The sequence below is a fragment of the Halomonas sp. SCS19 genome (assembly GCF_040147015.1).
Taxonomy (GTDB): Bacteria; Pseudomonadota; Gammaproteobacteria; order Pseudomonadales; family Halomonadaceae; genus Halomonas; species Halomonas litopenaei.
Window position 1 is genome coordinate 2,398,060 of sequence record NZ_JAMSHN010000001.1, and the last position, 21,408, is coordinate 2,419,467.

Consider the following 21,408-nt stretch of genomic DNA (forward strand, 5'->3'; position numbering starts at 1 on the left):
GCGCTGGCAGCCTACGCAAAGGGGCCCCGCCATGGCGGGGCCCCTTTGTATCTGCGGCCGACCAGCAGGCTCGCTATCAGGCAAGCGTCAGCGGTTCGGTGCGGGCTTCGAGCCAGGCCAGCGCCTGGCCGTCGAGCCTCGGCGCCAGCCGGCGGCGGACCTCGTCGTGGTAGGCGTTGAGCCAGTCGATCTCGGCCTGATCCAGGGTGAACAGGTTCAGGCAGCGGGTGTCGATGGGACACAGGGTCAGGGTCTCGAACTCGAGGAAGTCGCCGAAGTCGCTGGGGGCCGCGGCGCGGTTGGCCACCAGGTTCTCGATGCGCACCCCCCACTGGCCGGGACGGTACACCCCAGGCTCGTTGGAGGTGATCATGCCTTCGCGCATGGCGGTATGTTCGGCGACGGAAGCGCCTGAGCTGATCACCTGGGGGCCTTCGTGGACGTTGAGGAAGTAGCCCACGCCGTGGCCGGTACCGTGACCATAGTCGCGGCCGGTGGCCCACAGCGGCGCCCGCGCCAGGGCGTCCAGCCGCGAGGCGGCGATGCCCTCGGGGAAGCGTGCCCGCGACAGTGCGATCATGCCCTTGAGCACCAGGGTGCAGTCTTCGCGCTGAGCCTCACTGACGGTGCCGACCGGGACCATGCGGGTGATATCGGTGGTGCCACCGCGGTACTGGCCGCCGGAGTCGATCAGCAACAGGCCGTCGCCCTCGATCACCGAATGGGCCTCCTGGGTCGCGCGGTAGTGGGGCAGGGCACCGTTGGCGTTGAAGGCGGCGATGGTATTGAAGCTCTCGCAGACGAAGTCCTCGTCCTTGGCGCGTTCCTCGTACAGGCGGGCCTCGACGTCCAGCTCGGTGACCCGTTCGCCGGCGGCGAAGGCGGCCTCCAGCCAGGCGAAGAAGCGACACAGGGCCGCGCCGTCGGCTTCCATGGCCTGACGCACGAAGCCGAGCTCGTGGGCTGTCTTGATGCCCTTGGCCAGGGTGCTGGGCTGGAAGGCTTCGACCACGGTCATCTCGTCCGGCAGGGCCTGGCGGGTTCCCAGCGTCAGCCGGGCCGGATCGATCAGTACCCGTTCGTCCCGCGGCAGGGCGGACAGCCGCGTCGCCCAGTCGGCGTAGTCGGCCACCTCGACGCCATCGGCCTTGAGCGCATCGACCAGTTCAGGAGCGAGCTTACCCGGTGCCACGAACAGGGTGGCGGTGGCGCGACCGATCAGCAGATGGGACAGGAACACCGGATTGAAGCCCACGTCGGCACCGCGCAGGGTGGTCAGCCAGGCGATGTCGTCCAGCGTCGACACCAGATGCCAGTCGGCGTGGTGCTCGGCCATGGCCGCGCGTACCCGGTCCAGACGCTGGCGCCGGGTCTCGTCCAGATAGCGGCTGGCGTGGGGTTCGATGGCCCCGCTCGGCAAGCTCGGGCGATCGCGCCAGATCTCGTCGAGCAGGTCGCTGTCGCCGCGCAGGACGACGCCCCGTTCACCCAGGATGTCCTCGAACTGGCGGCCGTGGGCCAGGGACACCACCTGGGCGTCGTAGCCCAGGGTTTCGCCGGCCTCGAGACGCTCGGCCAGCCACTGCATCGGTGCGCTGGCCTGGCCCTGGGTCAGCTTCATCATGCTGATGCCGGTGCCGGCGAGTTGTGCCTCGGCCTGCACGAAGTAGCGGCTGTCGACCCACAGGCCGGCCTCGTCCTGGGTCACCACCAGGGTACCCACCGAGCCGTCGAAGCCGGACAGCCACTCGCGACCGGCCCAGTGCTCGGGCAGGTATTCGCTGTTGTGCGGATCGCTGGACGGTAGCCACCAGGCATCGATGGCGTGGCGGCGCATCGCCTCGCGCAGATCGCTCAAGCGTTGGCGAGCGGTATCGGCACTGGCTGAGGTCATGCTCAGACTCCTGTTCTGACAATGGCTTCGGCGTCCGCGCGGTGGGCGGCCGCCGGATCGATAAGACGGTGATGCTTCAGCATGCGCTTGAACACCGGTACGAGCAACAGCAGCACCCCGGCGAAGATTACCAGGGCGATGGCCGACCGCCCGAACAGTTCCGGCAACTGCTGAAGCTCCTCGGCGTTGACGTGACCGCCGATCAAGCCAGCCACCAGGTTGCCGAGGGCGGCGCCGGTGAACCACAGGCCCATCAACTGGCCCTGAGTGCGGCGCGGCGACAGCCCCGACATGGTGGACAGCCCCACCGGCGACAGGCACAGCTCGCCCAGGGTCAACAGCAGCATGCTGCCGACGATCCACCAGGGTGACACCAGCCCTGTGCCTGTCAGTACCTGTTGCGCCGCCAGCACCATCAGGCCGAAGCCGCAGGCTGCCAGCAACAGGCCGAGGACGAACTTCATCGGGCTACCCGGTTCCAGTCGGCGCCGACCGAGCGCCGGCCACAGCCAGCCGAACAGCGGGCCCAGCAGCACGATGAATACCGGGTTCAATGACTGGAACCACAGGGTGGGGACTTCCCAGCCCATCACGTTGCGGTCGGTGTAGTTGGCCGCGAACAGGTTATAGGAGGTGGGCTGCTGCTCGAAGGCGGCCCAGAAGAAGGCGGCGGCGACGATCAGCACAAAGCAGATGGTGACGCGAATACGCTCGTCACCGCTGAGTCCAGAGAACAGCATCAGGTAGGCAAAGAAGCCCAGCGAGGCGACGATCAGCACGCTGGTCATGGCCTCGGCCACCGCGCGGGCGTCGATGGTCACCACGCCGGTAGCGACCAGCGCCACCAGGGCGGCGATCAGCGCCAGGCACAGCGACACGATGGGGCCGACGTGACGACGGCGCTGGGCCGGGGCGTCCCAGGTGGAGGCGCGGCCGCGCTCGGCGTCGGCGCGCTGCATGGCGGGCACCGCCCACAGGCGAAACAGCAGCAGTGCGATCAGCATGCCAAGGCCGCCCATGGCGAAGCCCCAGTGCCAGCCCAGCGAGTCCATCAGCAGCCCGGTGAACAACGGCGCGAACAGGCTGCCGATGTTGATGCCCATGTAGAAGATGGCGAAGCCGCCGTCGCGGCGCACGTCGCTTTCGTCATACAGGCTGCCGACCATCACCGAGATGCAGGTCTTGAATAGCCCGGTGCCGAGCACGATGAAGATCAGCCCGACAAAGAAGGCGACGGCACCGAGCAGGGCCGACAGCGCGATGGACAGATGACCGAAGGCGATCAGGATGGAGCCGTACCACACCGCCCGGCGCTGGCCGAGCCAGTTGTCGGCGAGCCAGCCGCCGGGCAGCGCGGCCAGATAGATGGCACCACCGTAGATGCCGACGATGGCAGCGGCGGTCTTGGGGTCGAAGCCGAGCCCGCCGTCGAACAGTGAGGCGGCGATGAACAGCACCAGCATGGGGCGAATGCCGTAGAACGAAAAGCGCTCCCACATCTCGGTGAAGAACAGTGGCCCCAGGGCGCGGGGGTGACCAAAGAAGCCCTTGTCGGCGGCCGAGCCGTCGGAGGAAGTGGATTGCATGAAACCAGGCCTTTTCAGGGTGGGAAGGCGAACGTCGACGCCTCTACATCAAGCGCCCCGGGACGGAGGCGGCATGCGAACAGAAAAACGTGTGAAGAACACGATAATGTGCGAGTCCGCAACAAAAATTGCTGTGGATCACGATTTGGGCGGTGAATTCTATGGAAATCACCGGTCAAGGGGAATACCTCTGCGGTCTGGCACCGTCAGCGTACGGACGTCTCAGCGAAAAGGCGTATGTCCAACATGAGCCAATAGCCTCTATATTGGTGAAATATCGACTTTTAGGGACTTCTTCGCCATGACGTCATCGCCGCCCCAGCGAGCACCTGCCAGAATCGAACTGACCGAAGTGGGGCTTCGTGATGGCCTGCAGAACGAGGCGCGGGTGCTGTCCACCGAGCACAAGCTCGAATTGCTGCACGGGCTTCACCGGGCCGGACTCAGGCGCTTCGAGCTGACGTCTTTCGTCAGTCCCCGGGCGGTACCGGCGCTGGCCGACGCCGCGGAACTGGTGGCCGCCGCCAAGGGGTTGGCGGATGCCCGCTTCAGCGCCCTGGTGCCCAACCTGCGCGGTGCCGAGCGCGCACTGGAGGTGGGCATCGATCGTGTGGTGCTGTTCGTGTCCGCTTCCGAGACCCACAACGCGCGTAACGTCAATCGCTCGATCGACGCCTCCCTGGCCGGTTTCGCCGATATCGTCGAGCGTCTGTCCGGCAGCGGTATCGAGGTACAGGGCGCCATCGCCACGGCCTTCGGCTGTCCCTTCGAGGGTGACCTGCCGGCCGGGCGCATCGGTGAGCTGGCGCGTCGCCTCGGCGAACTGGGTATCGATGACCTCACCCTTGGCGATACCACCGGCATGGCCACGCCCGCCGTGGTCTCGCGGGTGGTGGGTGAGATCGCCGAACAGGCCCCAGCGGCGCGGCCGATCCTGCACTTTCACAATACCCGGGGCCTGGCGTTGGCCAACGTCATGCAGGGGCTGTCGCTTGGCGTCACGCGCTACGAAAGTGCGGTCGGTGGTCTTGGAGGCTGTCCCTTCGCCCCCGGTGCCAGCGGCAATCTGGCCACCGAGGAGCTGATCTACCTGCTCGAGGAGCTGGGGCATGACACCGGCGTCTCGCTGGAGTCCTTGATCGAGGTGGCGGGGCTTGCCGCGCGGCGACTGGAACGTGCGCCGGGCTCCCAGCTGGCCCGGGCCGGCACTCGGCTCAGGCTGCATCGACCCGATGCGGTGCCCACCGCGAAGGGCTGAGTCAGATCCCTGAACCTGGCAAGACCAGACGACACCACCACAGACATACCGACGGATACGCAAACCTATGGATGCTAGCCCCGGCAGGGATGACAGCGACGACCCGCGGCCATCGACCCAGGACGCCACCGGCCTTGCCCCGGGCAGCCTGGCCGGCATACGTGTGATCGATCTGACCCGGGTGATCTCCGGCCCCTTCGCCAGCCAGATGCTGGGGGATCACGGCGCCGAGGTGATCAAGATCGAGACCCCGGGGGAGGGCGACGTGGTCCGCCGCCAGGGCAATATGGTCAACGGCTTCAGCGCCTATTTTGCCCAGTTCAACCGCAACAAGCGCTCGATCACCCTCAATCTGCGCGAGCCCGAGGGACGCCAGATCCTGAACCGCCTGCTCGAGGACGCCGACGTGCTGGTGGAGAACTTCCGCCCCGGGGTGCTGGCCAAGATGGGACTCGACGACGACACCCTGAGGCAGCGCTTCCCGCGCCTGGTGGTGGGGCGGATCAACGGCTTCGGATCCACCGGGCCCTACCGCGACCGACCCGCCTACGATTTTGTCGCCCAGGCCATGAGCGGCTTCATGGGCGTCAACGGGGTCGAGGGGGGCGAGCCGATGCGCGCCGCGCCACCGATCAGCGACATGGTGGCGAGCCTCAACCTGGCCTTCGGGGTCAGCGCGGCACTGGTGCGCCGCGAGCGTACCGGCCAGGGCGAGATTCTCGAGACCGCCCTGACCAACGGTCTGGTGGCGATGCTGGGCTATCTGGCGGCGGAGTACTTCGCCACCGGCGAGGTCCCCCGACGTACCGGCAATGACCATCCCATGCTCTACCCCTACGGCCTGTTCGAGGCCAGCGATGGCGAGGTCGCCATCGCCCCCAGCAGCGAGACCATGGTGCGTCGTCTGCTGGAGGCGCTGGGTCGTGTCGATCTGCTCGAGCAGCCGCGCTTCGCCGACAACGCCCAGCGCATGGCGCACCGCGAGGCGCTGCGCGAGATCCTCAACGAGGTGACGCGCCGGCGCAGTGTGGACGACTGGATCGAACACCTGAACACCGCCGGCGTGCCCTGTGGCCGAGTGCAGGATCTGCGCGAGACCTTCGATGACCCCCAGATCATCGACCAGCGCATGCGCCTGACCCTGGATCAGGGCGAGGCCGGACAGATCGCTACCACCGGTTTTCCGGTGAAGATGCGCGAGGCCCCGGCGATGATCCAGCGACCGGCGCCACAGCTTGGCGAGCATACCGACGAGGTACTGGCCGAACTCGGCTTCGGTGCCGACGAGTGTCGGGCGCTGCGCCAGCGCGGGATCGTCTAGGCTGGGTGGCGGTCCCCGCCGGACAACGCCAAGCGAGTGGCCGCGCAAGATGGCGACTCGACAACCGCCAGGCAATCCGCCGGATGGCCGGTGCCGGCTGGTGACAACGATGCAGGACCGCAGGACCGCAACACCCACAACGAAAACGCCAACAACGAAAAACAAGGAGCCTTCCATGCCCTCGACTCTGACCACTCGCCTCGGCCTGCCGCTGCTCGCGCTCGGCCTCGGTGTCTCGACCTCGGCCAGCGCCCTGCCCATCGACGAGTGCATCGCCCCGGCCGACCCCGGTGGCGGCTGGGACTTCACCTGCCGCAGTGTCGGCAAGCTGCTCACCGACCTGGAACTGACCGACGGCTCGGTGCAGGTCACCAACATGCCCGGCGGTGTCGGCGCGGTGGCCTTCTCCAACGTGGCCTCCAAGCGTGCCGATGACAGCAACCTGATCGTCGCCACCAGCACCGTGGGCATGACCCAGATTGCCCAGGGTCGCTATCCCGGGGGTGCCGAGACCATGCGCTGGCTGGGCATGCTCGGTACCGACGTCGGCGTCATCCTGGTCGACGACGAGAGCGAGTACGAGTCCCTCGAGCAACTGCTGGAGGCCATCGTCGCCGATCCGACCTCGGTGGCCATGGCCGGCTCCAGCGGTGCCGGTGGCTGGGATCACATTCGGGCATTGATGCTGGCCAAGGCCGCGGGCCTGCCCGGCGACCAGGTCGGCGCCCTGCGCTGGGTGCAGTTCGACGGCGGCGGCCCCGCGGTAACCCAGATGATGGGCAACCACGTGGACGTGGTTTCCACCGACCTGGGCGAGGTCGCCGGCTTCATCGAGTCCGGTGACGTGCGGGTGCTGGCGGTGATGTCGGATGATCCGCTGCCCGAGCCCTTCGACGAGCTGCCCACCGCGGTCAGCCAGGGCTATGACGTCACCGGCTACAACTGGCGCGGCTTCTACACCGGCGGCGAGGTCTCCGACGAGGACTACGCCAGCATGGTCGAAGACCTCGAGAACCTTTACGCCAGCGACGAGTGGAAGGACGTGGCAGCCCAGAATGGCCTGGTGCCGCTGTGGCGTGGCGGTGACGACTTCTCGAGTTTCGTCGAGGAATCCATCCAGCGCGTCGAGGCCATCTCGCGCGAGATCGGGGTTATTCAATGAGTCAGATGAGCGACCTCGACGCTCACCAGCATCGCCGGCCGGCCCAGGTCGGCGATCGCCTGGCCGGCGCGGTGCTGCTGGTGCTGGCGCTGGGGGCCTGGTGGCATTCTCATAGCTTCGTCACCGGCTTCATGCAGCCGGTGGGGCCGGGGGCTTTCCCCCGGCTGGTCAGCCTGCCGCTGGCGGCGCTGTCGGCCTACCTGATCCTGCGCCCGGGCTTCAACGAGCGCTGGCCGGATCGTGCCGGCCTGGCCCGACAGCTGGCGGTGCTGCTGCTGCTGGCGGCCTACGCTGGCCTGCTCGAGCCGCTGGGGTTTGTTCCCGCCACCCTGGCCTGCGCCATCGTACTGACGCGGCTGTTCGGCGCGGCCTGGGGCCAGGCGCTGATCGCCGGCACAGGACTGGCGCTGGGGCTGTACGCACTGTTCGAGTTTGCCCTCGGCATGCCCTTGCCGGACGTGCCCTGGTGGGGAGGGGGACACTGATCATGGAAACGCTTGCCTTTCTTGCCCAGGGCTTCGCCGTGGCGACCCAGCCGGAATTTCTGCTGCTGGCGCTGATCGGCTGCGCCGTGGGAACCCTGATCGGGGCGCTGCCAGGGCTCGGCCCGGTCAACGGGGTGGCGCTGATGATCCCGCTGGCCTTCAACTTCGGCCTGGATCCCACCGCCGCGCTGATCCTGCTGGTCAGCGTCTACTATGGCTGCATGTACGGTGGGCGGATCAGTTCCATCGTGCTCAATATCCCCGGCGACGAGCCGGCGATGATGACCACTCTGGACGGCTACCCGATGGCCCTCAAGGGGCGCGGCGGCGAGGCCCTGGGGCTGTCGGCGGTGGCTTCCTTCGTCGGCGCCACCATCGCCACCATCGGGCTTACGCTGTTCGCGCCGCTGTTGGTGGACCTGGCGATCAAGTTCGGTCCGGCCGAGTACTTCGCGCTGTTCCTGCTGGCCTTTGCCACCATCGGCGGGGTGACCAGCGGCAGCTTTACCAAGAGTTTCATCGCCGCCTGTCTGGGCCTGCTGCTGGGGACCGTGGGCATCGACCCGGTGTCCAGCGTCGCGCGCTACACCTTCGGCACCTTCGAGCTCTATGACGGCATCGACTTTATCGTGGCCCTGGTGGGACTGTTCGCCATCTCCGAATGCCTGGTGTTTCTCGAACAGCGCCACGACGCCGACAAGCCGCATATCAAGCTGGGCTCGGCCTGGCCGGGGATGAAGGCGTCGCTGTCCTGCAAGGGCACCATCGGTCGTGGCTCGCTGATCGGCTTCGTCTCCGGGGTGCTGCCCGGCGCTGGCGCCTCGCTCGGCAGCTTCCTGTCCTACATGCTCGAGAAGCGCTGGCTGGGAGCCAAGGGGGACTTCGGCAACGGCGACCCGCGCGGTGTGGCCGCGCCCGAGGCAGGCAACAACGCCGCCGCCGGTGGCGCGCTGATTCCGATGCTGTCGCTGGGCATTCCCGGCAGCGGCACCACCGCGATTCTGCTGGCCCTGCTGCTGTCGATGAACATCACCCCGGGGCCGCTTTTGTTCGCCCAGCAGCCCGAGATGGTGTGGGGGCTGGTGGCAGCGCTGTTTATCGGCAACATCATGCTGCTGGTGCTCAACGTACCGCTGGTGGGACTGTTCGCCCGGGTGCTGCAGGCCCCCAGCTGGCTGCTGATGCCGATGGTGGTTCTGATCGCCTTTGTCGGGGTCTATTCGCTCAATAACAGCCCCTTCGATCTGTACATGATGCTGGCCTTCGGGGTGCTCGGCTATGTGCTCAGAAAGCTCGAGATTCCCACCGTGCCGGTTGTGCTCGGCCTGCTGCTGGGTGGGCAGATGGAGTTCAATCTGCGCCGGGCGATGTCGATCAGCGGTGGTGACTGGAGCATCCTGGTCAACAGCGGGATCTCGATCGGGATCTACGCCTTCGCCGCCACCCTGATCGTGGCCGGAGCGGTCTACGCCATGATGCTCAAGCGTCGGCTGGCGTAGAGAAGCGTCGCTAAAGCGTCGCTAAAGAAAGAGGGCCCGGTGGAGGTGTATCCACCGGGCCTTTCCATCGACTTTCCATCGATGCGCCTAGGGCCTGTCATGAGGGTCCTGGCGACCTCGCGGTCGTGGCCTTGCAGGTGTCGTCCCGGGTGTCAGAATGGAGGGCCACAAGGAGGGGCCATCGATGAAGACCATGAACTGGGAACGACTGCTCGATCCGGGCCGACTGCACGATCCGCGTGGCGGGACTCGTGACGAGGTGGGACGCAGTCCCTTCCACAAGGATCACGATCGCATCGTCTTCGCCGGCTCCTTTCGCCGCCTGGGACGCAAGACCCAGGTGCATCCCCTCACCGACAACGACCATATCCACACCCGCCTGACCCACTCGCTTGAAGTGGGCTGCGTCGGCCGCTCGCTGGGCATGAGCGTGGGCGAGCTGCTGCGTGACCGCCTGCCCGACTGGATCACTCCGGCGGATCTGGGGGTGATCATCCAGGCGGCCTGTCTGGGGCACGACATCGGCAACCCCCCTTTTGGCCATGCCGGTGAGTACGCCATCCGCGACTGGTTCAAGTGCGCCGAGGTCAACGGCAGCGGGCTGCTCGATGGACTGTCGCCGCTGGAGCGCGAGGACCTGCTGACCTACGAAGGCAACGCCCAGGGCTTTCGTATCGTCACCCAGATCGAGTACAACCAGTTTCGCGGCGGCATGCGCCTGACCGCAGCGACCCTCGGTACCCTGCTCAAGTATCCGTGGACGGTGACCCACGGTGGCAAGGCCGGCAAGTTCGGCTGCTATCAGAGCGAACTCGGTGCACTTGAGCAGGTGGCCGACCATCTGGGACTGATTCCCCAGGGCGAGCACCGCTGGTGTCGCCATCCGCTGGCCTGGCTGGTGGAGGCCGCCGATGACATCTGCTACGCCCTGCTTGACCTCGAGGACGGGGTGGAGATGGATATCCTGGCCTTCGACGAGGTGGCCGAGATTCTGACCCAGATCGCCGGTGGCGAGCCGTCGGACTACGCCGAGATGAACCGTGCCGGTGTATCTCAACGCCGGCGTATCGCGGCGCTGCGAGGGGCGGCCATGGAGCGAGCGGTCACCGACGTGGGCCAGGTGTTCGTCGAGCATGAGCAGGAGCTGCTTTCCGGAACGCTTCAGGATGACCTGCTGGAGCTGTGCCACCCGGATCTGGACTGGGGGGTCAAGCTGGCCAAGCAGCTGGCGCGCAAGCGCATCTTCCGCAATACCCGCAAGGCCAAGCTGGAGATCGGTGCCTACACCACCCTCGGCATTCTGCTCGAGGCCTTTATCGGCGCGGCCCACGAGTTGCACCACACCGGCCATTCGAGCTTCAAGCACCAGCGGGTGCTGGCGCTGATCGGCGAGAACACCCCGCTGCCGTCCTGGTCTTTGTACGACAGCTATCGACGCATGCTCGACTTTATCGGTGGGATGACCGATCACTACGCGGTCGACCTGGCCCAGGAGATGGGCGGAAAGCTACGTGGTGATTGAAAAACTGAGTGTGTTCAGGCGGTAAGCTCGCGGTGAGTGAACCAGGGCGTTCCGGCCAAGGGAGTCGAGCGGCGGACGATAGGGCGTTTGTCGCTGCGCGGCCTAAGTCAATGGATTACGTTTGATGCAGCAAGACTGCGTATACTGGGGAAAACGATAACAAGGTATGGCCCGTGAAAAGGAAATCCTCCCCCGCCTCTTCCGATCAAGGCTTTGATGCGATCGACAAGCCCACCTTCTTCGGTTCGCTGTTTCTCCTCCTTGCTGTCACTCTGCCTCTGGTGGTGTTCCCCGAACAGGGAGCAACCTGGGTCATCGCGGCCAAGAACTTCATTACCAATGAGCTCGGTGTGCTGTATCTGGCCCTGGGGCTCGGGGCCAGCGGCTTCATGCTGTTCATCGTGTTCAGCGATATCGGCCAGATCAAGCTGGGTGACCCTGAGGAGCAGCCGGAGTTCTCGACCCTGTCCTGGGCGGCGATGCTGTTCTGCGCCGGTATCGGCGCCTCGATCCTCTACTGGTCGATGATCGAGTGGATCTACTACTACCAGGCGCCACCCTTCCATGTGGAACCTCAGTCGCCGGATGCGGCACGCTGGGCGGCGGCCTACGGTATCTTCCACTGGGGGCCGGTGGCCTGGTCGATCTATCTGATCCCGGCGATTCCCATTGCCTACTTCTACTACGTGCGCAATCACAGCGTGCTCAAGATCAGCGAGGCGCTGATGCCGGTGCTGGGCGAGAGCCGAGCCCACCGCTGGCCGGGCAAGCTGATCGACGTGCTGTTCGTGTTCGGTATGCTGGGCGGCGGTGCCACCACCCTGGGACTGGCGGCGCCCTTGATCAACGAGGGGCTGCATGAGCTGTTCGGTTTTCCGAAGACCCTGGCGACGCGCATCTTCGTGCTGATGCTGTGTACCGTTGTCTTCGGCTACAGCGCCTTCGTCGGCCTCAAGAAGGGCATCAAGGTGCTGTCGGACATCAACTTCTGGCTAGCGGTATCGCTGCTGACCTTCGTCTTCATCGTCGGGCCGACCCAGTTCATGGCCAGCACCGGCCTGGATGCCCTTGGCAGGGTGCTCAGCAATCTGGTGCACATGGGCACCTGGACCGAGCCCTTCGCCCGCTTCGAGAATTTCCAGGACACCCACTTCCCTCAGGACTGGACCATCTTCTACTGGGCCTGGTGGCTGGTGTTCGCCCCCAGCGTCGGCCTGTTCATCGCGCGCATCTCCCGCGGCCGCACCATCCGCTCCATGGTCGCGGGCTCGATCTTCTTCGGTACCCTGGGATGCGCCCTTTTCTTCATCATCCTCGGCAACTACGGTCTCTACCTGCAACTGTCCGGCACCCTGGATCTGGTCACCATCCTTAATGAGCAGAGCCCCACGGCGGCGATCTTCGCTACCCTGTCGACCCTGCCGCTGAGCTACCTGGTGATCTTCGCCTTCACCCTGCTGGCGCTGATCTTCACCGCCACCACCTTCGACTCCATCTCCTACATCCTGGCGGCGGTGGTACAGAAGGAGGTCGACGAGGAACCGATGCGCTGGAATCGACTGTTCTGGGCCTTTGCGCTGTCGTTCATGCCGGCGGTGCTGATGTTCATCGGTGGACTCGAGACCCTGCAGACGGCCTCGGTGGTAGGGGGTGTGCCCTTGCTGCTGGTGGCGCTGTTGTTGTGCATCTCGACCGTCCGGGCGGCCCACTACGATCTGCGCTATCAGCCCGACTACACCGACAAGGAAATCTATATCGAGGAATTCCCCGAGGATGATCCCTGGACCGAGGAAGGCACCTGGGAGTTGCCGGAAGGGGAGCACCACGGTGTCGATCATGACGACAAGCCCCACCAGGAGGGCGACCCGGCGAGCCATCCTTCACGGCTGTAATCAGCGCTCAACGCCGACTGCCCGGGCCACCGTCATTGCGACGGTGGCCCGTTTTCTTGTGGTCGATCCTGTGAAGGGGGATAGCTCCGAGAGCGGCGACCAGCAAGGATCAGGCCGCCTGGCGCCAGCTATCCTGCTCGAGGTGTTCGAGGATCGCCTCTCCCACGCTGGTCTCGGGGGAGTCGATACCCTGGTTGCCGAACAGGCGGTTGAACTCCAGCACCATCGGGGCGTCGTCGACCATGGCGATGTCGAAGCCGGCGTGATCGATGCCCAGGCGCTGGGCCAGGGTGGTGGCAAGCTCGATGGCGGAGGCCGGCACCGGGTCGTGGCGGATCTCGCCGCCGCGTGCCACATTGGTGCGAAAGTCGCCCAGCGGGCTCTCGCGCCAGTAGGCGGCCAGCACCCTGCGCCCGACCACCACGATGCGCAGGTCGCGTTCGATGGGCAGGTAGCGCTGGGCGTAGAGCAGATTCTCGCTGGACAGGTGATCGATCAGCGCCTCGCGGGAGCGAATCAGGCGCACGCCCTCGCCCATGGAGCTGCGCACCCGCTTGACCACGAACGGGTAGCCGAAGCGCGCCTCCACCTGGTGGATGGCGTCTGAATTGACCCCGAGGATGGCGGTATCGGGCGTTGCCTCGGGGCAGCAGGCCTGGAAGGCGCGGGTCTGTTCGATCTTGTCGTGACCCAGGTGATAGCTGGGTAGACTGGGAAAGACGCGCGGATTGAGGCCGTAGGCCAGGGCATTGATCTGCCAGTATTCGGGGAACAGCAGGGCGTCGGCATCGGCCAGGGCCTGGCGATGGTCATTCATGTGCTCAGGCTTGATGTATCGCGCCCCCGGGACCCCCAGACTCCGTAACGGATCGAAGGTGATCAGGTTCATGAGACAGTCATCCGAGAAAGACGAAAGAGGATTGAAGCGAGGCGGCGCACCTTGCCAACTGTGGTCGCCGATTGCAAGGCGGCAGGGTGGCCGGGGAGCCCGTCGACGGCAACCATGGCGCGCGCTGGCTGCGGTGCTGCTGGCCCTCACCATGGTCGCTGGCGCCCAGGCCCACGAGCCGCAGGAGCAGCGTGAGGCACTGGAGGATCTCGAGCGAGAGCACTTCGATCATTATGTGCTGGCGCTGACCTGGCATCCCGGATTCTGCGCCAGCCGTCGTCAGCCGCCACGAGAGTGCCGGGATCCGTCGCTGATGGTCGGGGCCGACGATGGCTTCGTGATCCACGGGCTGTGGCCGTCACGCCCCGTCAGGCTGATCTCACAGGGCGTCAGTGTCAGCGAGTGGCGCCGCCAGGGCTGCTTTCTTGAACGCCCGAGGCCAGCGGGCGATTTCTGCCAGGCAGGGCCTGCCATCGATATCGGCTCATCGCTTGAACAGGAGCTCGACGACGCCATGCCCGGCAGGGCCAGCTGCCTCGACCGTTACGAGTACGCCAAGCACGGTGCCTGCCTGTCGATCAGCGATGATGACTTCTTCGACGGTGCCCTGGCGCTGACCGAGATCGTCAACGCCGGGGCCCTGGGGGACTTCATGCGCGACAACCGAGGTTCGACGGTCAGGCGCAATGCGCTGATCGCGGCCTTCGAGGAGGCTTTCGGCCGGGGTACCGGCAGCTCCCTGTCGCTGCAGTGCGGGGGCTCGGGCAACCGACTGCTCACCGAGGTGCGCATCGGCCTGGAGGCGGAGCATATCGATGACTTCCCGGCCAGAAAGAGTTTCGCTCCGGTGGATCATGGCCGCTGCCCCGGCCGGATCGAGCTGCGCCGCTTCTAGGGCTCGTCCGAAAAGTGCCTGCGCTCGGTAATACTGCGTTAAAAATCGGATCAAAATGCTCATTTACACCCCGTAAACTGCGCTTTCTCACCGATTTTTGCCTTGTCTAACCTTCGCTCGTCGACTTCTCGGACAGAGCCTAGATGGACGGGCCTTCCAGGTGGCCAAGTTCCCGCGTCAGTGTTCGCCGGTTCAAGGCCTCGATGACCCGGTCGTGCAGCGTCGGATCCATCGGTGCGATACCAGGGCAGGCGTCGGTCAGATGGGCGGCCAGGCCTTCGCCGCTGACCACGGCAAGATCGTCGTCGGGGACCTCACGTTCGATTTTCCAGCCGGGCAGGGCAAGGATGCCCTTGACCGGCACCGGCTGCCCCAGTTCGCGACATAGCCAGGAAGCGACCCAGCGGGTGGCCTGGCGGGCCTTGCGCTGGGGGCGTCGCTCCATCCAGCCGGGAAAGCGCAGGCGCTCGTGTTCGACCACCACGGTGTCCTCGGTCTCGCCGGCGGGACTGATGGCCGGGGTGCGGGCACGGGTCTCGATGACGAAGACGGCGTGGGGGGTGATCGCCACGTGGTCGATCACGAAGGTGTCGGCGGGTACGTCGTGGAACACGAAGTAGGGGTGGGCTTCGGGACGAATCAGGCGTTCGAGCTCCTGGCCCACGGCCAGTTCGCAGGCGAGCCCCAGCTTCAGTCGACGGATACGCTGGTAGTCACGCATCAGTCGGAAGCTGACCACGATCGCCAGCAGTGTGCACAGCACACCGTAGAGCGCCCATTCGATCCAGTTCTGGTGGCGCGAGAACAGCATCCTGCCCATGCCGTAGACCAGTGGGGTCAGCACCAGTACGGGGCCGAGGGCGGCGTTGAGGAACAGGGTGGCGAAGGCGCGATCCAGCCGATCGCGCAGGGCCTGCCCAGGCTCACGCAGTGGATGGGCGTCGAACGGCGAGCGTACTCGCGCGTCGTGCAGGCTTCGGAGTGCCACCACCACCGTGGCGGCCGCCGCGAGGGGGAACAGAAAGAACAGCGGCAGCAGGTAGTCCAGCCAGGCCATCGGCACTCCTTGCCCGTGAAGAATCCCGTCCATTGTAGACAACGACGTGCCTGTTGGGCCATGGCGCCCTTGGTCTTATCGATCGCCCGGGGGTAGTCTTGGCCTTGGGGGCTGGGCTGACGGGCCTGCCCCGGGTGTTGGTGCGCGGTCACAAGGGGAGGAGCAATGACGAATGTCGGCGGCGGTAGCGAGGCTCGAACTTGCGTCAACCGAGACGCGTCAGCGTCGGCGATGGATGCGCTGTACGCTCTCGTCTGTCGTCACCGGCGCATCGCGGTGCTTAGTGGCGCCGGCATCAGCACCGCCAGCGGTATCCCCGACTATCGTGACGCCCAGGGCGAGTGGAAGCGTTCGCCGCCGATCGACCATCGCGACTTCATGTCTCGCCACGCCTCGCGTCAGCGCTACTGGGCGCGGGCGATGATCGGCTTTCGTGTGCTCAATGAGGCCAGCCCCAACGCGGCGCACCGGGCCATCGCCGAGCTCGAACTGCGCGGCAAGGTCTCCGGGGTGATCACCCAGAACGTCGATGGTCTGCACCAGCGCGCGGGGACCCGGCGGGTCATCGATCTGCACGGCAGGGCGGATCTGGTGGTGTGCATGAGCTGCGGTGCGCGCCAGATGCGCCATGCCCTGCACGATGAGCTGGCACGCTGCAATCCGCAGTGGGTGGCGCAAACGTCTCCGGTGCGGCCTGCGCCGGACGGCGATGCGGACCTGGAGGCGGACTTCTCGAGCTTTCGGGTGCCCTCCTGTGGCCGCTGTGGCGACGGTATCTGGAAGCCCGATGTGGTGTTCTTCGGCGACAACGTGCCAGCGGCGACGCTGGCCAGCGCCCGAGGGCTGCTCGAGGACAGCGACGCCCTGCTGGTGGTCGGCAGTTCGCTGATGGTCTATTCCGGCTTTCGCTTCGTGCGCGAAAGCGTGAAGGTGGGACGCCCGGTGGCCTGCATCAATCTGGGGCGCACCCGCGCCGATGAACTGTTCGACGTCAAGCTCGAGGCCCCGGCCGATCAGGCGCTGGAAGCGCTGGTCCAGGATCTGGGCTAGGCGCCGGCCCAGGCACTTCTCAGGCGAGCCAGCGCTCAGCCTCCGGCCAGCTTGACCCTGTAGCCTTTCTTCTCCAGGGCGTCTTTCAACACCTGGCGATGGTCGCCCTGGATCTCGATGACGCCGTCCTTCAGCGCGCCACCGGTGCCGCAGCGTTTCTTCAGCTCCTTGGCCAGAGCCTTCAACTCCTTGTCGGCAAGCGGCACGCCGTCGATGGTGGTGACGCCCTTGCCCTTGCGTCCGCTGGTTTCCCGGCGGATTCGCACCACCCCGTCCAGGCTGGCCAGGCGCGCCTGGTCCTGGATCTCGTCGCAGCGGCAGGCGTCCTTCGGTTCACGGCAGTCCGGGCAGATGTCGCCGTGTTCGGTGGAGTAGACCAGCGAGCCGAGTTGTTCCTTCAGCGATGCCATGGTGGTGCGCTCCTGTCGGGTGGTGCGATGGTGCGGTCGGATCAGGCCAGCTGGACCGGGATGGCGTTGCTGGTGTGGCTGATCTCGTTGCCTTCCTGGAGGTAGACCAGGGAGGGCTTGTGCTGGTCGAGTTCGCTGTCGCTGTAGTGGGCGTAGCTGCAGATGATCACGCGCTGGCCTTCGCTTGCCAGGTGGGCAGCGGCGCCGTTGACCGAAATCACCTTGGAGCCTTCCTCGGCACGGATGGCATAGGTGGTGAAGCGCTGGCCGTTCTCGACGTTGTAGATCTGGATCTGTTCGTTTTCGCGGATACCGGCGAGGTCGAGCAGTTCACCGTCGATGGCGCAGGAGCCTTCGTAGTTGAGCACGGCGTGGGTCACGCGAGCCATGTGCAGCTTGGCCTTGAGCATGATGGTGTACATCTAGGGGGCTCCTATCGAGGTAGCGTCACAGTGAGGTTGTCGATCAGTCGCGTGGCGCCGAGACGGGCGGCCACCAGCAGGATGGCGTCACGGGTGGTGGCGGTCACCGCGCCGAGGTCACGGGCGCGCAGCTCCAGATAGTCGGGAGCAAAGCCGTGGGAGGCCAGGCGCGCGCGTCCCTCTTTAAGGGTGGCGTCGATGTCGGCGCCGGCCTCGAGGCTGCGCGCAAGCGTCACCAGGGTGGCCTGCAGTTCGGCGGCGGTGGCGTGCTCGGCCTCGCTCAGGTAGCCGTTGCGCGACGATAGCGCCAGTCCCGAGGCCTCGCGCACCGTGGGCACCCCGATGATCTCGATCGGCATGTGCATGTCGTGGACCATGCGGCGAATGACCGCCAGTTGCTGGTAGTCCTTTTCGCCGAAGCAGGCGACGTCCGGCTGGACGATATGGAACAGCATGCTGACCACGGTCGAGACGCCGTCGAAGTGGCCGGGTCGGGCGCCGCCGCACAGGCCTTCGCTGACCTCGGGTACCCGCACCAGGGTCTGGCCGTCGAGGCCGTCGGGGTACATGGTCGCCGGGGTCGGGGTGAACACCATGTCGCAGCCAGCGGCCTCGAGCTTGGCCAGGTCCGCCTCGAGGGTGCGCGGATAGTTGTCCAGGTCTTCGCTGGGGCCGAACTGCAGCGGATTGACAAAGATCGAGGCGACCACCAGGTCACAGCGCTCGCGGGCCGCTTCCACTAGCGCCAGGTGGCCCTGGTGAAGGTTGCCCATGGTCGGCACCAGGCCGATGCGGGCACCACTGCGGCGGTGAGGCGCGAGCGCTTCGCGAAGCTTGGCGATGGCGGAATGGACGTGCATCGCAGACCTCCTAGAAGCAGTGCTCGGCAGCCGGGAACTCCCGCGCCAGCACCGCTTCGTGGTAGCGACGGAAGGCGCCTTCGATGTCCTCGGCTTCGGCCAGGAAGTTCTTGACGAAGCGCGGGGTCCGCCCGTGGGTCACGCCGAGCACGTCGTGCATCACCAGGATCTGGCCGTCGGTGTCGGGGCCGGCGCCGATACCGATCACCGGCACTTCCAGAGCTTCACTGACGGCACGACCGAGACTCGCCGGCACGCACTCCAGCAGGATCACCGAGGCGCCGGCCTCGACCAGCGCTCGGGCGTCCTCGAGGATACGGCTGGCGGCTTCGGCCTCGCGTCCCTGGACCTTGTAGCCACCGAGCTGATGCACGGTCTGGGGGGTCAGCCCCAGATGGGCGCAGACGGGCACCCCGCGACGGGTGAGTTCACGGATGTCATCGGCCATCCAGCCCTCACCCTCGACCTTGACCAGCTCGGCGCCGGCCCTCATCAGCGCGGCGGCGTTGTCCAGCAGGCGCTCGCGACTGGGATTGCCCATGAATGGCAGATCGACCATCAGCAGGCTGTCGCCCTTGCCGCGTGCCACGCAGCGGGTGTGGTAGAGGATGTCGTCCATGGTGACCGGCAGGGTGCTGTCGTGCCCCTGCAGGACCATGCCAAGGGAATCCCCGACCAGCAGCACGTCGATGCCGGCGCGCCCGGCGGCGGCGGCAAAGGAGGCGTCATAGGCGGTCAGGCAGCTGAAGGGTTCACCGGCGCGCTTGCGAGCCTTCAGCGAGCTCAGGGTGACGGAAGTCATGGCGTGTTCTCGTGTTGGCGGTGGGGCGACTTCTATGACCGCCCCAGAGTGATCACCGCGGATTGTTACCGATGGGTGAATCTGTGTCGATAGGTAACGTTGACCAAGGCAGAGCAGGGTTCAAGGTAACAGCGACCAAAGTGGTAGAGGTCGATCGGCGTCTAGTGAGTGCCTGGAGGCTTCGGGCCACCTGGGCTCCAGGTGCTCAGCGAACGGCCTCGGTGGCGTTCAATGGGGATAGATCACCCGAGGTGAGGGCGCCGTTCCAGCGCTCGGCCAGCGATGCCAGGGTCTGACCGTCGGGCAATCTGAGGTCTGTGGCGATCTCGGCCAGCGGCAGTACCACGAAGGCGCGGTTTACCAATTCCGGGTGTGGCAGCGTGAGGCGCGGGTGGCGCCACTCGGCGTTGCCCATCCACAACAGGTCGAGATCAAGGGTGCGGGGCCCCCAGTGGCGCTGGCGTACGCGTCGATGACGTTGCTCCAGCGCCTGCAGTTGGTCGAGCAGGGCCAGCGGCGACAGCCGGGTGTGGAGTTCGGCCACGGCGTTGACGTAGTCGGGCTGGTCCTGGGGACCGACCGGGCGGCTGGCGTACAGCCGAGAGGCCGCGACTCGACGCGTCAACGGCAGCCGGTCGAGCTCCTCGAGAGCCTGCTCGACCTGACGACGGGGGGCGTCGAGATTGCTGCCGAGGCCGATAAAGGCCTGGGTATGGCGCCCCACCTGGTTCACTCGTCCGACTGCGGCGGTTGTTGCGGGCGCGGCTTGCGCCGCCGGCGACGGCGCTTGCGCGGGGCGGCGGTGCCGGCAGGGTCGGCGCCTACCTTGCCCAGCAGACGGCGCTGTTCGTGCTCGTCGGCTTCCTGAAAGGCGGTCCACCAGTCACCCAGTCCCGGTTCGAGTTCGCCGGCGGCCTCGCGCAGCAGCAGAAAGTCGTAGGCGGCACGGAAGCGCGGATGGTCACGGGTCTGGAAGGCACGCTTGCCACGACGTAGCGGCAGACGCTGCTGCAGGTCCCAGATGTCTCGCATCGGCATGCTGAAGCGCTTGGGCAGTGATACGTGCTGCAGCTCGCGGCTGATGACCTGCTGGGCGGCGGTCTGCAGGGCCGGAACGGGAGGCATGCCGTCGGCCTCGAGATCACGCTGGCGCAGCTGCACCGGCCCCCACATGAAGGCGGCCAGCAGGAAGGCGGGCGTGACCGGGCGATCCTCGCGAATGCGACGGTCGGTGCTTTCCAGTGCCTGCTCGATCAGCGGCTCGGCCCAGGGTAGCTCGGCCATGCACTCGTCGGCTTCGGGGAACAGCATCGCGAACAGGCCATAGTCCCGCAGCAGACGGAAGGTGGTCAGACCCTCGCCGGACAGGAACAGCTTGAGGATCTCGTCGAATAGCCGCGCCGGAGGAATCTGCAACAGCAGCGGCGCCATCTCAGCGATCGGCGCCTCGGTATCCGGGGCGATATCGAAGTCGAGCTTGGCGGCGAAGCGGATGGCCCTAAGCATGCGCACCGGGTCCTCGCGGTAGCGGGTCTCCGGGTCGCCGATCAGGCGCAGGGTACGCGACTCGATGTCGTCGACCCCGCCGGCGAAGTCATGCAGGCTGAAGTCGGCAATGCTGTAGTACAGGGCGTTGACGGTGAAGTCGCGACGCAGCGCGTCTTCCTCGATATTGCCCCAGACGTTGTCGCGCAGCAGCAGGCCGTCATCGGACTGGGAGGCGACATGCTCGCCGTGGTCGTCACGGGGCTTGCCACGGAAGGTGGTGACCTCGATGACCTCGCGGCCGAAACGCACGTGCACGATACGGAAGCGACGGCCGATGATGCGTGAATTGCGAAACAGCTGCTTGACCTGCTCCGGCGTGGCGTCGGTGGCCACGTCGAAATCCTTGGGAGCGATCCCGAGCAGGGAGTCACGCAGGCAGCCTCCGACCAGATAGGCTTCGTAGCCGGCGTTGTGCAGGCGGTAGAGCACCTTGAGGGAGGCTTCGCTGAACTGGCGACGGGACACGGGGTGTTCGTCGCGTGTGAGTACGCGGGGCATCGGCGGTCCTGCGGCGGCTTCCTGAGCGCCGAACAGCGACTTCAAGTGCTCGCCTGGGCTCTGTAGAAAGCGGGTAAATCCTTTGATCATGCGGCGATTTGGACTCGCGGGGTACGGAAAGGTGATGAGTGTAGCGGACGCTCCCGGCCTTGCAAAGCGCAGTGGACAAAGCCGCTCGGGTGTCAAGGACGACAGTCGGCGCAGTGTTCGTGCTGCGAAGAGGCGCAAAAGGTCCGGTTGCCCATGGCGATTGAGCCCTTGGGGGCTGTCTCGTCTGGCGGGGCAACGACTGGCTTGACGCTCGGAGGCCAGACAGCAGAAGGGGAGGCCAAGGGCCTCCCCATCAAAGCAGGATGCA

At 66.1% G+C, this 21,408-nt stretch carries 19 protein-coding genes; 9 read left to right on the top strand and 10 right to left on the bottom strand.

All coding sequences use genetic code 11. The features are described from left to right. Positions 1-76: 76 nt before the first annotated feature. Both NFH97_RS10415 and NFH97_RS10420 read right to left on the bottom strand, forming a co-directional pair. Positions 77-1,894, bottom strand: a complete 1,818-nt coding sequence (locus NFH97_RS10415; RefSeq protein ID WP_349624790.1) for an aminopeptidase P family protein — start codon at positions 1,892-1,894, stop codon at positions 77-79. A 2-nt stretch (positions 1,895-1,896) separates the two neighbouring features. After that, a complete protein-coding gene (locus tag NFH97_RS10420) occupies positions 1,897-3,480 on the bottom strand; it encodes a peptide MFS transporter (RefSeq protein WP_349624791.1) in 1,584 nt (527 codons plus the stop codon). Positions 3,481-3,781: 301 nt separating this feature from the next. Here NFH97_RS10420 and NFH97_RS10425 point away from each other — a divergent pair, with 301 nt between their 5' ends. The 7 genes from NFH97_RS10425 (at position 3,782) to NFH97_RS10455 (ending at position 12,619) form a co-directional block, all read left to right on the top strand. Beyond that, entirely contained in the window at positions 3,782-4,738 is a 957-nt protein-coding gene (locus NFH97_RS10425) for a hydroxymethylglutaryl-CoA lyase (RefSeq protein WP_253554310.1), read from the top strand. Between the two features lie 67 nt (positions 4,739-4,805). After that, positions 4,806-6,059 carry a CaiB/BaiF CoA transferase family protein gene (locus NFH97_RS10430; RefSeq protein ID WP_108448687.1) on the top strand — a complete coding sequence of 418 codons (1,254 nt, stop codon included), beginning with the start codon at positions 4,806-4,808 and terminating at the stop codon, positions 6,057-6,059. 175 nt (positions 6,060-6,234) lie between these two features. Then, a complete protein-coding gene (locus NFH97_RS10435) occupies positions 6,235-7,221 on the top strand; it encodes a Bug family tripartite tricarboxylate transporter substrate binding protein (RefSeq protein ID WP_108448688.1) in 987 nt (328 codons plus the stop codon). A gap of 5 nt (positions 7,222-7,226) precedes the next feature. Further along, positions 7,227-7,706 (top strand): tripartite tricarboxylate transporter TctB family protein, encoded by a 480-nt coding sequence (locus tag NFH97_RS10440; protein ID WP_045992378.1) that lies wholly within the window; start codon positions 7,227-7,229, stop codon positions 7,704-7,706. A gap of 2 nt (positions 7,707-7,708) precedes the next feature. After that, positions 7,709-9,205, top strand: a complete 1,497-nt coding sequence (locus NFH97_RS10445) for a tripartite tricarboxylate transporter permease (RefSeq protein ID WP_045992377.1) — start codon at positions 7,709-7,711, stop codon at positions 9,203-9,205. A gap of 184 nt (positions 9,206-9,389) precedes the next feature. After that, positions 9,390-10,727: a deoxyguanosinetriphosphate triphosphohydrolase gene (locus tag NFH97_RS10450; protein WP_045992376.1), complete on the top strand. Its 1,338-nt coding sequence runs from the start codon at positions 9,390-9,392 to the stop codon at positions 10,725-10,727. A gap of 173 nt (positions 10,728-10,900) precedes the next feature. Then, the gene (locus NFH97_RS10455) at positions 10,901-12,619 is read left to right on the top strand and encodes a BCCT family transporter (protein ID WP_348814966.1); all 1,719 of its coding nucleotides are present in this window, start codon (positions 10,901-10,903) and stop codon (positions 12,617-12,619) included. Between the two features lie 109 nt (positions 12,620-12,728). Here the strand turns inward: NFH97_RS10455 and NFH97_RS10460 are convergent, their stop codons facing one another. Beyond that, positions 12,729-13,508, bottom strand: coding sequence for an ATP-grasp domain-containing protein (locus NFH97_RS10460; RefSeq protein ID WP_213229402.1), 780 nt, complete (start codon positions 13,506-13,508; stop codon positions 12,729-12,731). On the opposite strand from NFH97_RS10460, the gene NFH97_RS10465 reads away from it, so the two are divergent. Further along, complete coding sequence (locus NFH97_RS10465; RefSeq protein WP_349624792.1) at positions 13,507-14,403, top strand: ribonuclease T2 family protein; 897 nt, start codon at positions 13,507-13,509, stop codon at positions 14,401-14,403. The genes NFH97_RS10460 and NFH97_RS10465 overlap by 2 nt on opposite strands. 139 nt (positions 14,404-14,542) lie before the next feature. On the opposite strand, the gene NFH97_RS10470 is transcribed toward NFH97_RS10465, so the two are convergent. Then, positions 14,543-15,460: a nuclease-related domain-containing protein gene (locus NFH97_RS10470; RefSeq protein ID WP_045993302.1), complete on the bottom strand. Its 918-nt coding sequence runs from the start codon at positions 15,458-15,460 to the stop codon at positions 14,543-14,545. Between the two features lie 165 nt (positions 15,461-15,625). Between NFH97_RS10470 and NFH97_RS10475 the strand changes: the two genes are divergently transcribed. Further along, positions 15,626-16,510, top strand: coding sequence for an NAD-dependent protein deacetylase (locus NFH97_RS10475; protein ID WP_349624793.1), 885 nt, complete (start codon positions 15,626-15,628; stop codon positions 16,508-16,510). 35 nt (positions 16,511-16,545) lie between these two features. Here NFH97_RS10475 and NFH97_RS10480 read toward each other — a convergent pair whose 3' ends face one another. The 6 genes from NFH97_RS10480 to pcnB form a co-directional block, all read right to left on the bottom strand. Further along, a complete protein-coding gene (locus NFH97_RS10480) occupies positions 16,546-16,920 on the bottom strand; it encodes a translation initiation factor Sui1 (protein WP_045993300.1) in 375 nt (124 codons plus the stop codon). Positions 16,921-16,961: 41 nt separating this feature from the next. Next, the gene (gene panD / locus NFH97_RS10485; protein ID WP_045993299.1) at positions 16,962-17,342 is read right to left on the bottom strand and encodes an aspartate 1-decarboxylase; all 381 of its coding nucleotides are present in this window, start codon (positions 17,340-17,342) and stop codon (positions 16,962-16,964) included. 11 nt (positions 17,343-17,353) lie between these two features. Then, on the bottom strand, positions 17,354-18,202 hold the full coding sequence (gene panC / locus NFH97_RS10490; protein WP_349587258.1) for a pantoate--beta-alanine ligase: 849 nt from the start codon (positions 18,200-18,202) through the stop codon (positions 17,354-17,356). Positions 18,203-18,212: 10 nt separating this feature from the next. Then, positions 18,213-19,004 carry a 3-methyl-2-oxobutanoate hydroxymethyltransferase gene (panB, locus tag NFH97_RS10495; RefSeq protein ID WP_045993297.1) on the bottom strand — a complete coding sequence of 264 codons (792 nt, stop codon included), beginning with the start codon at positions 19,002-19,004 and terminating at the stop codon, positions 18,213-18,215. Positions 19,005-19,209: 205 nt separating this feature from the next. After that, on the bottom strand, positions 19,210-19,728 hold the full coding sequence (folK, locus tag NFH97_RS10500) for a 2-amino-4-hydroxy-6-hydroxymethyldihydropteridine diphosphokinase (RefSeq protein WP_045993296.1): 519 nt from the start codon (positions 19,726-19,728) through the stop codon (positions 19,210-19,212). Between the two features lie 5 nt (positions 19,729-19,733). Continuing rightward, positions 19,734-21,140, bottom strand: coding sequence for a polynucleotide adenylyltransferase PcnB (pcnB, locus tag NFH97_RS10505; protein ID WP_045993295.1), 1,407 nt, complete (start codon positions 21,138-21,140; stop codon positions 19,734-19,736). Between the last annotated feature and the right edge of the window lie 268 nt (positions 21,141-21,408).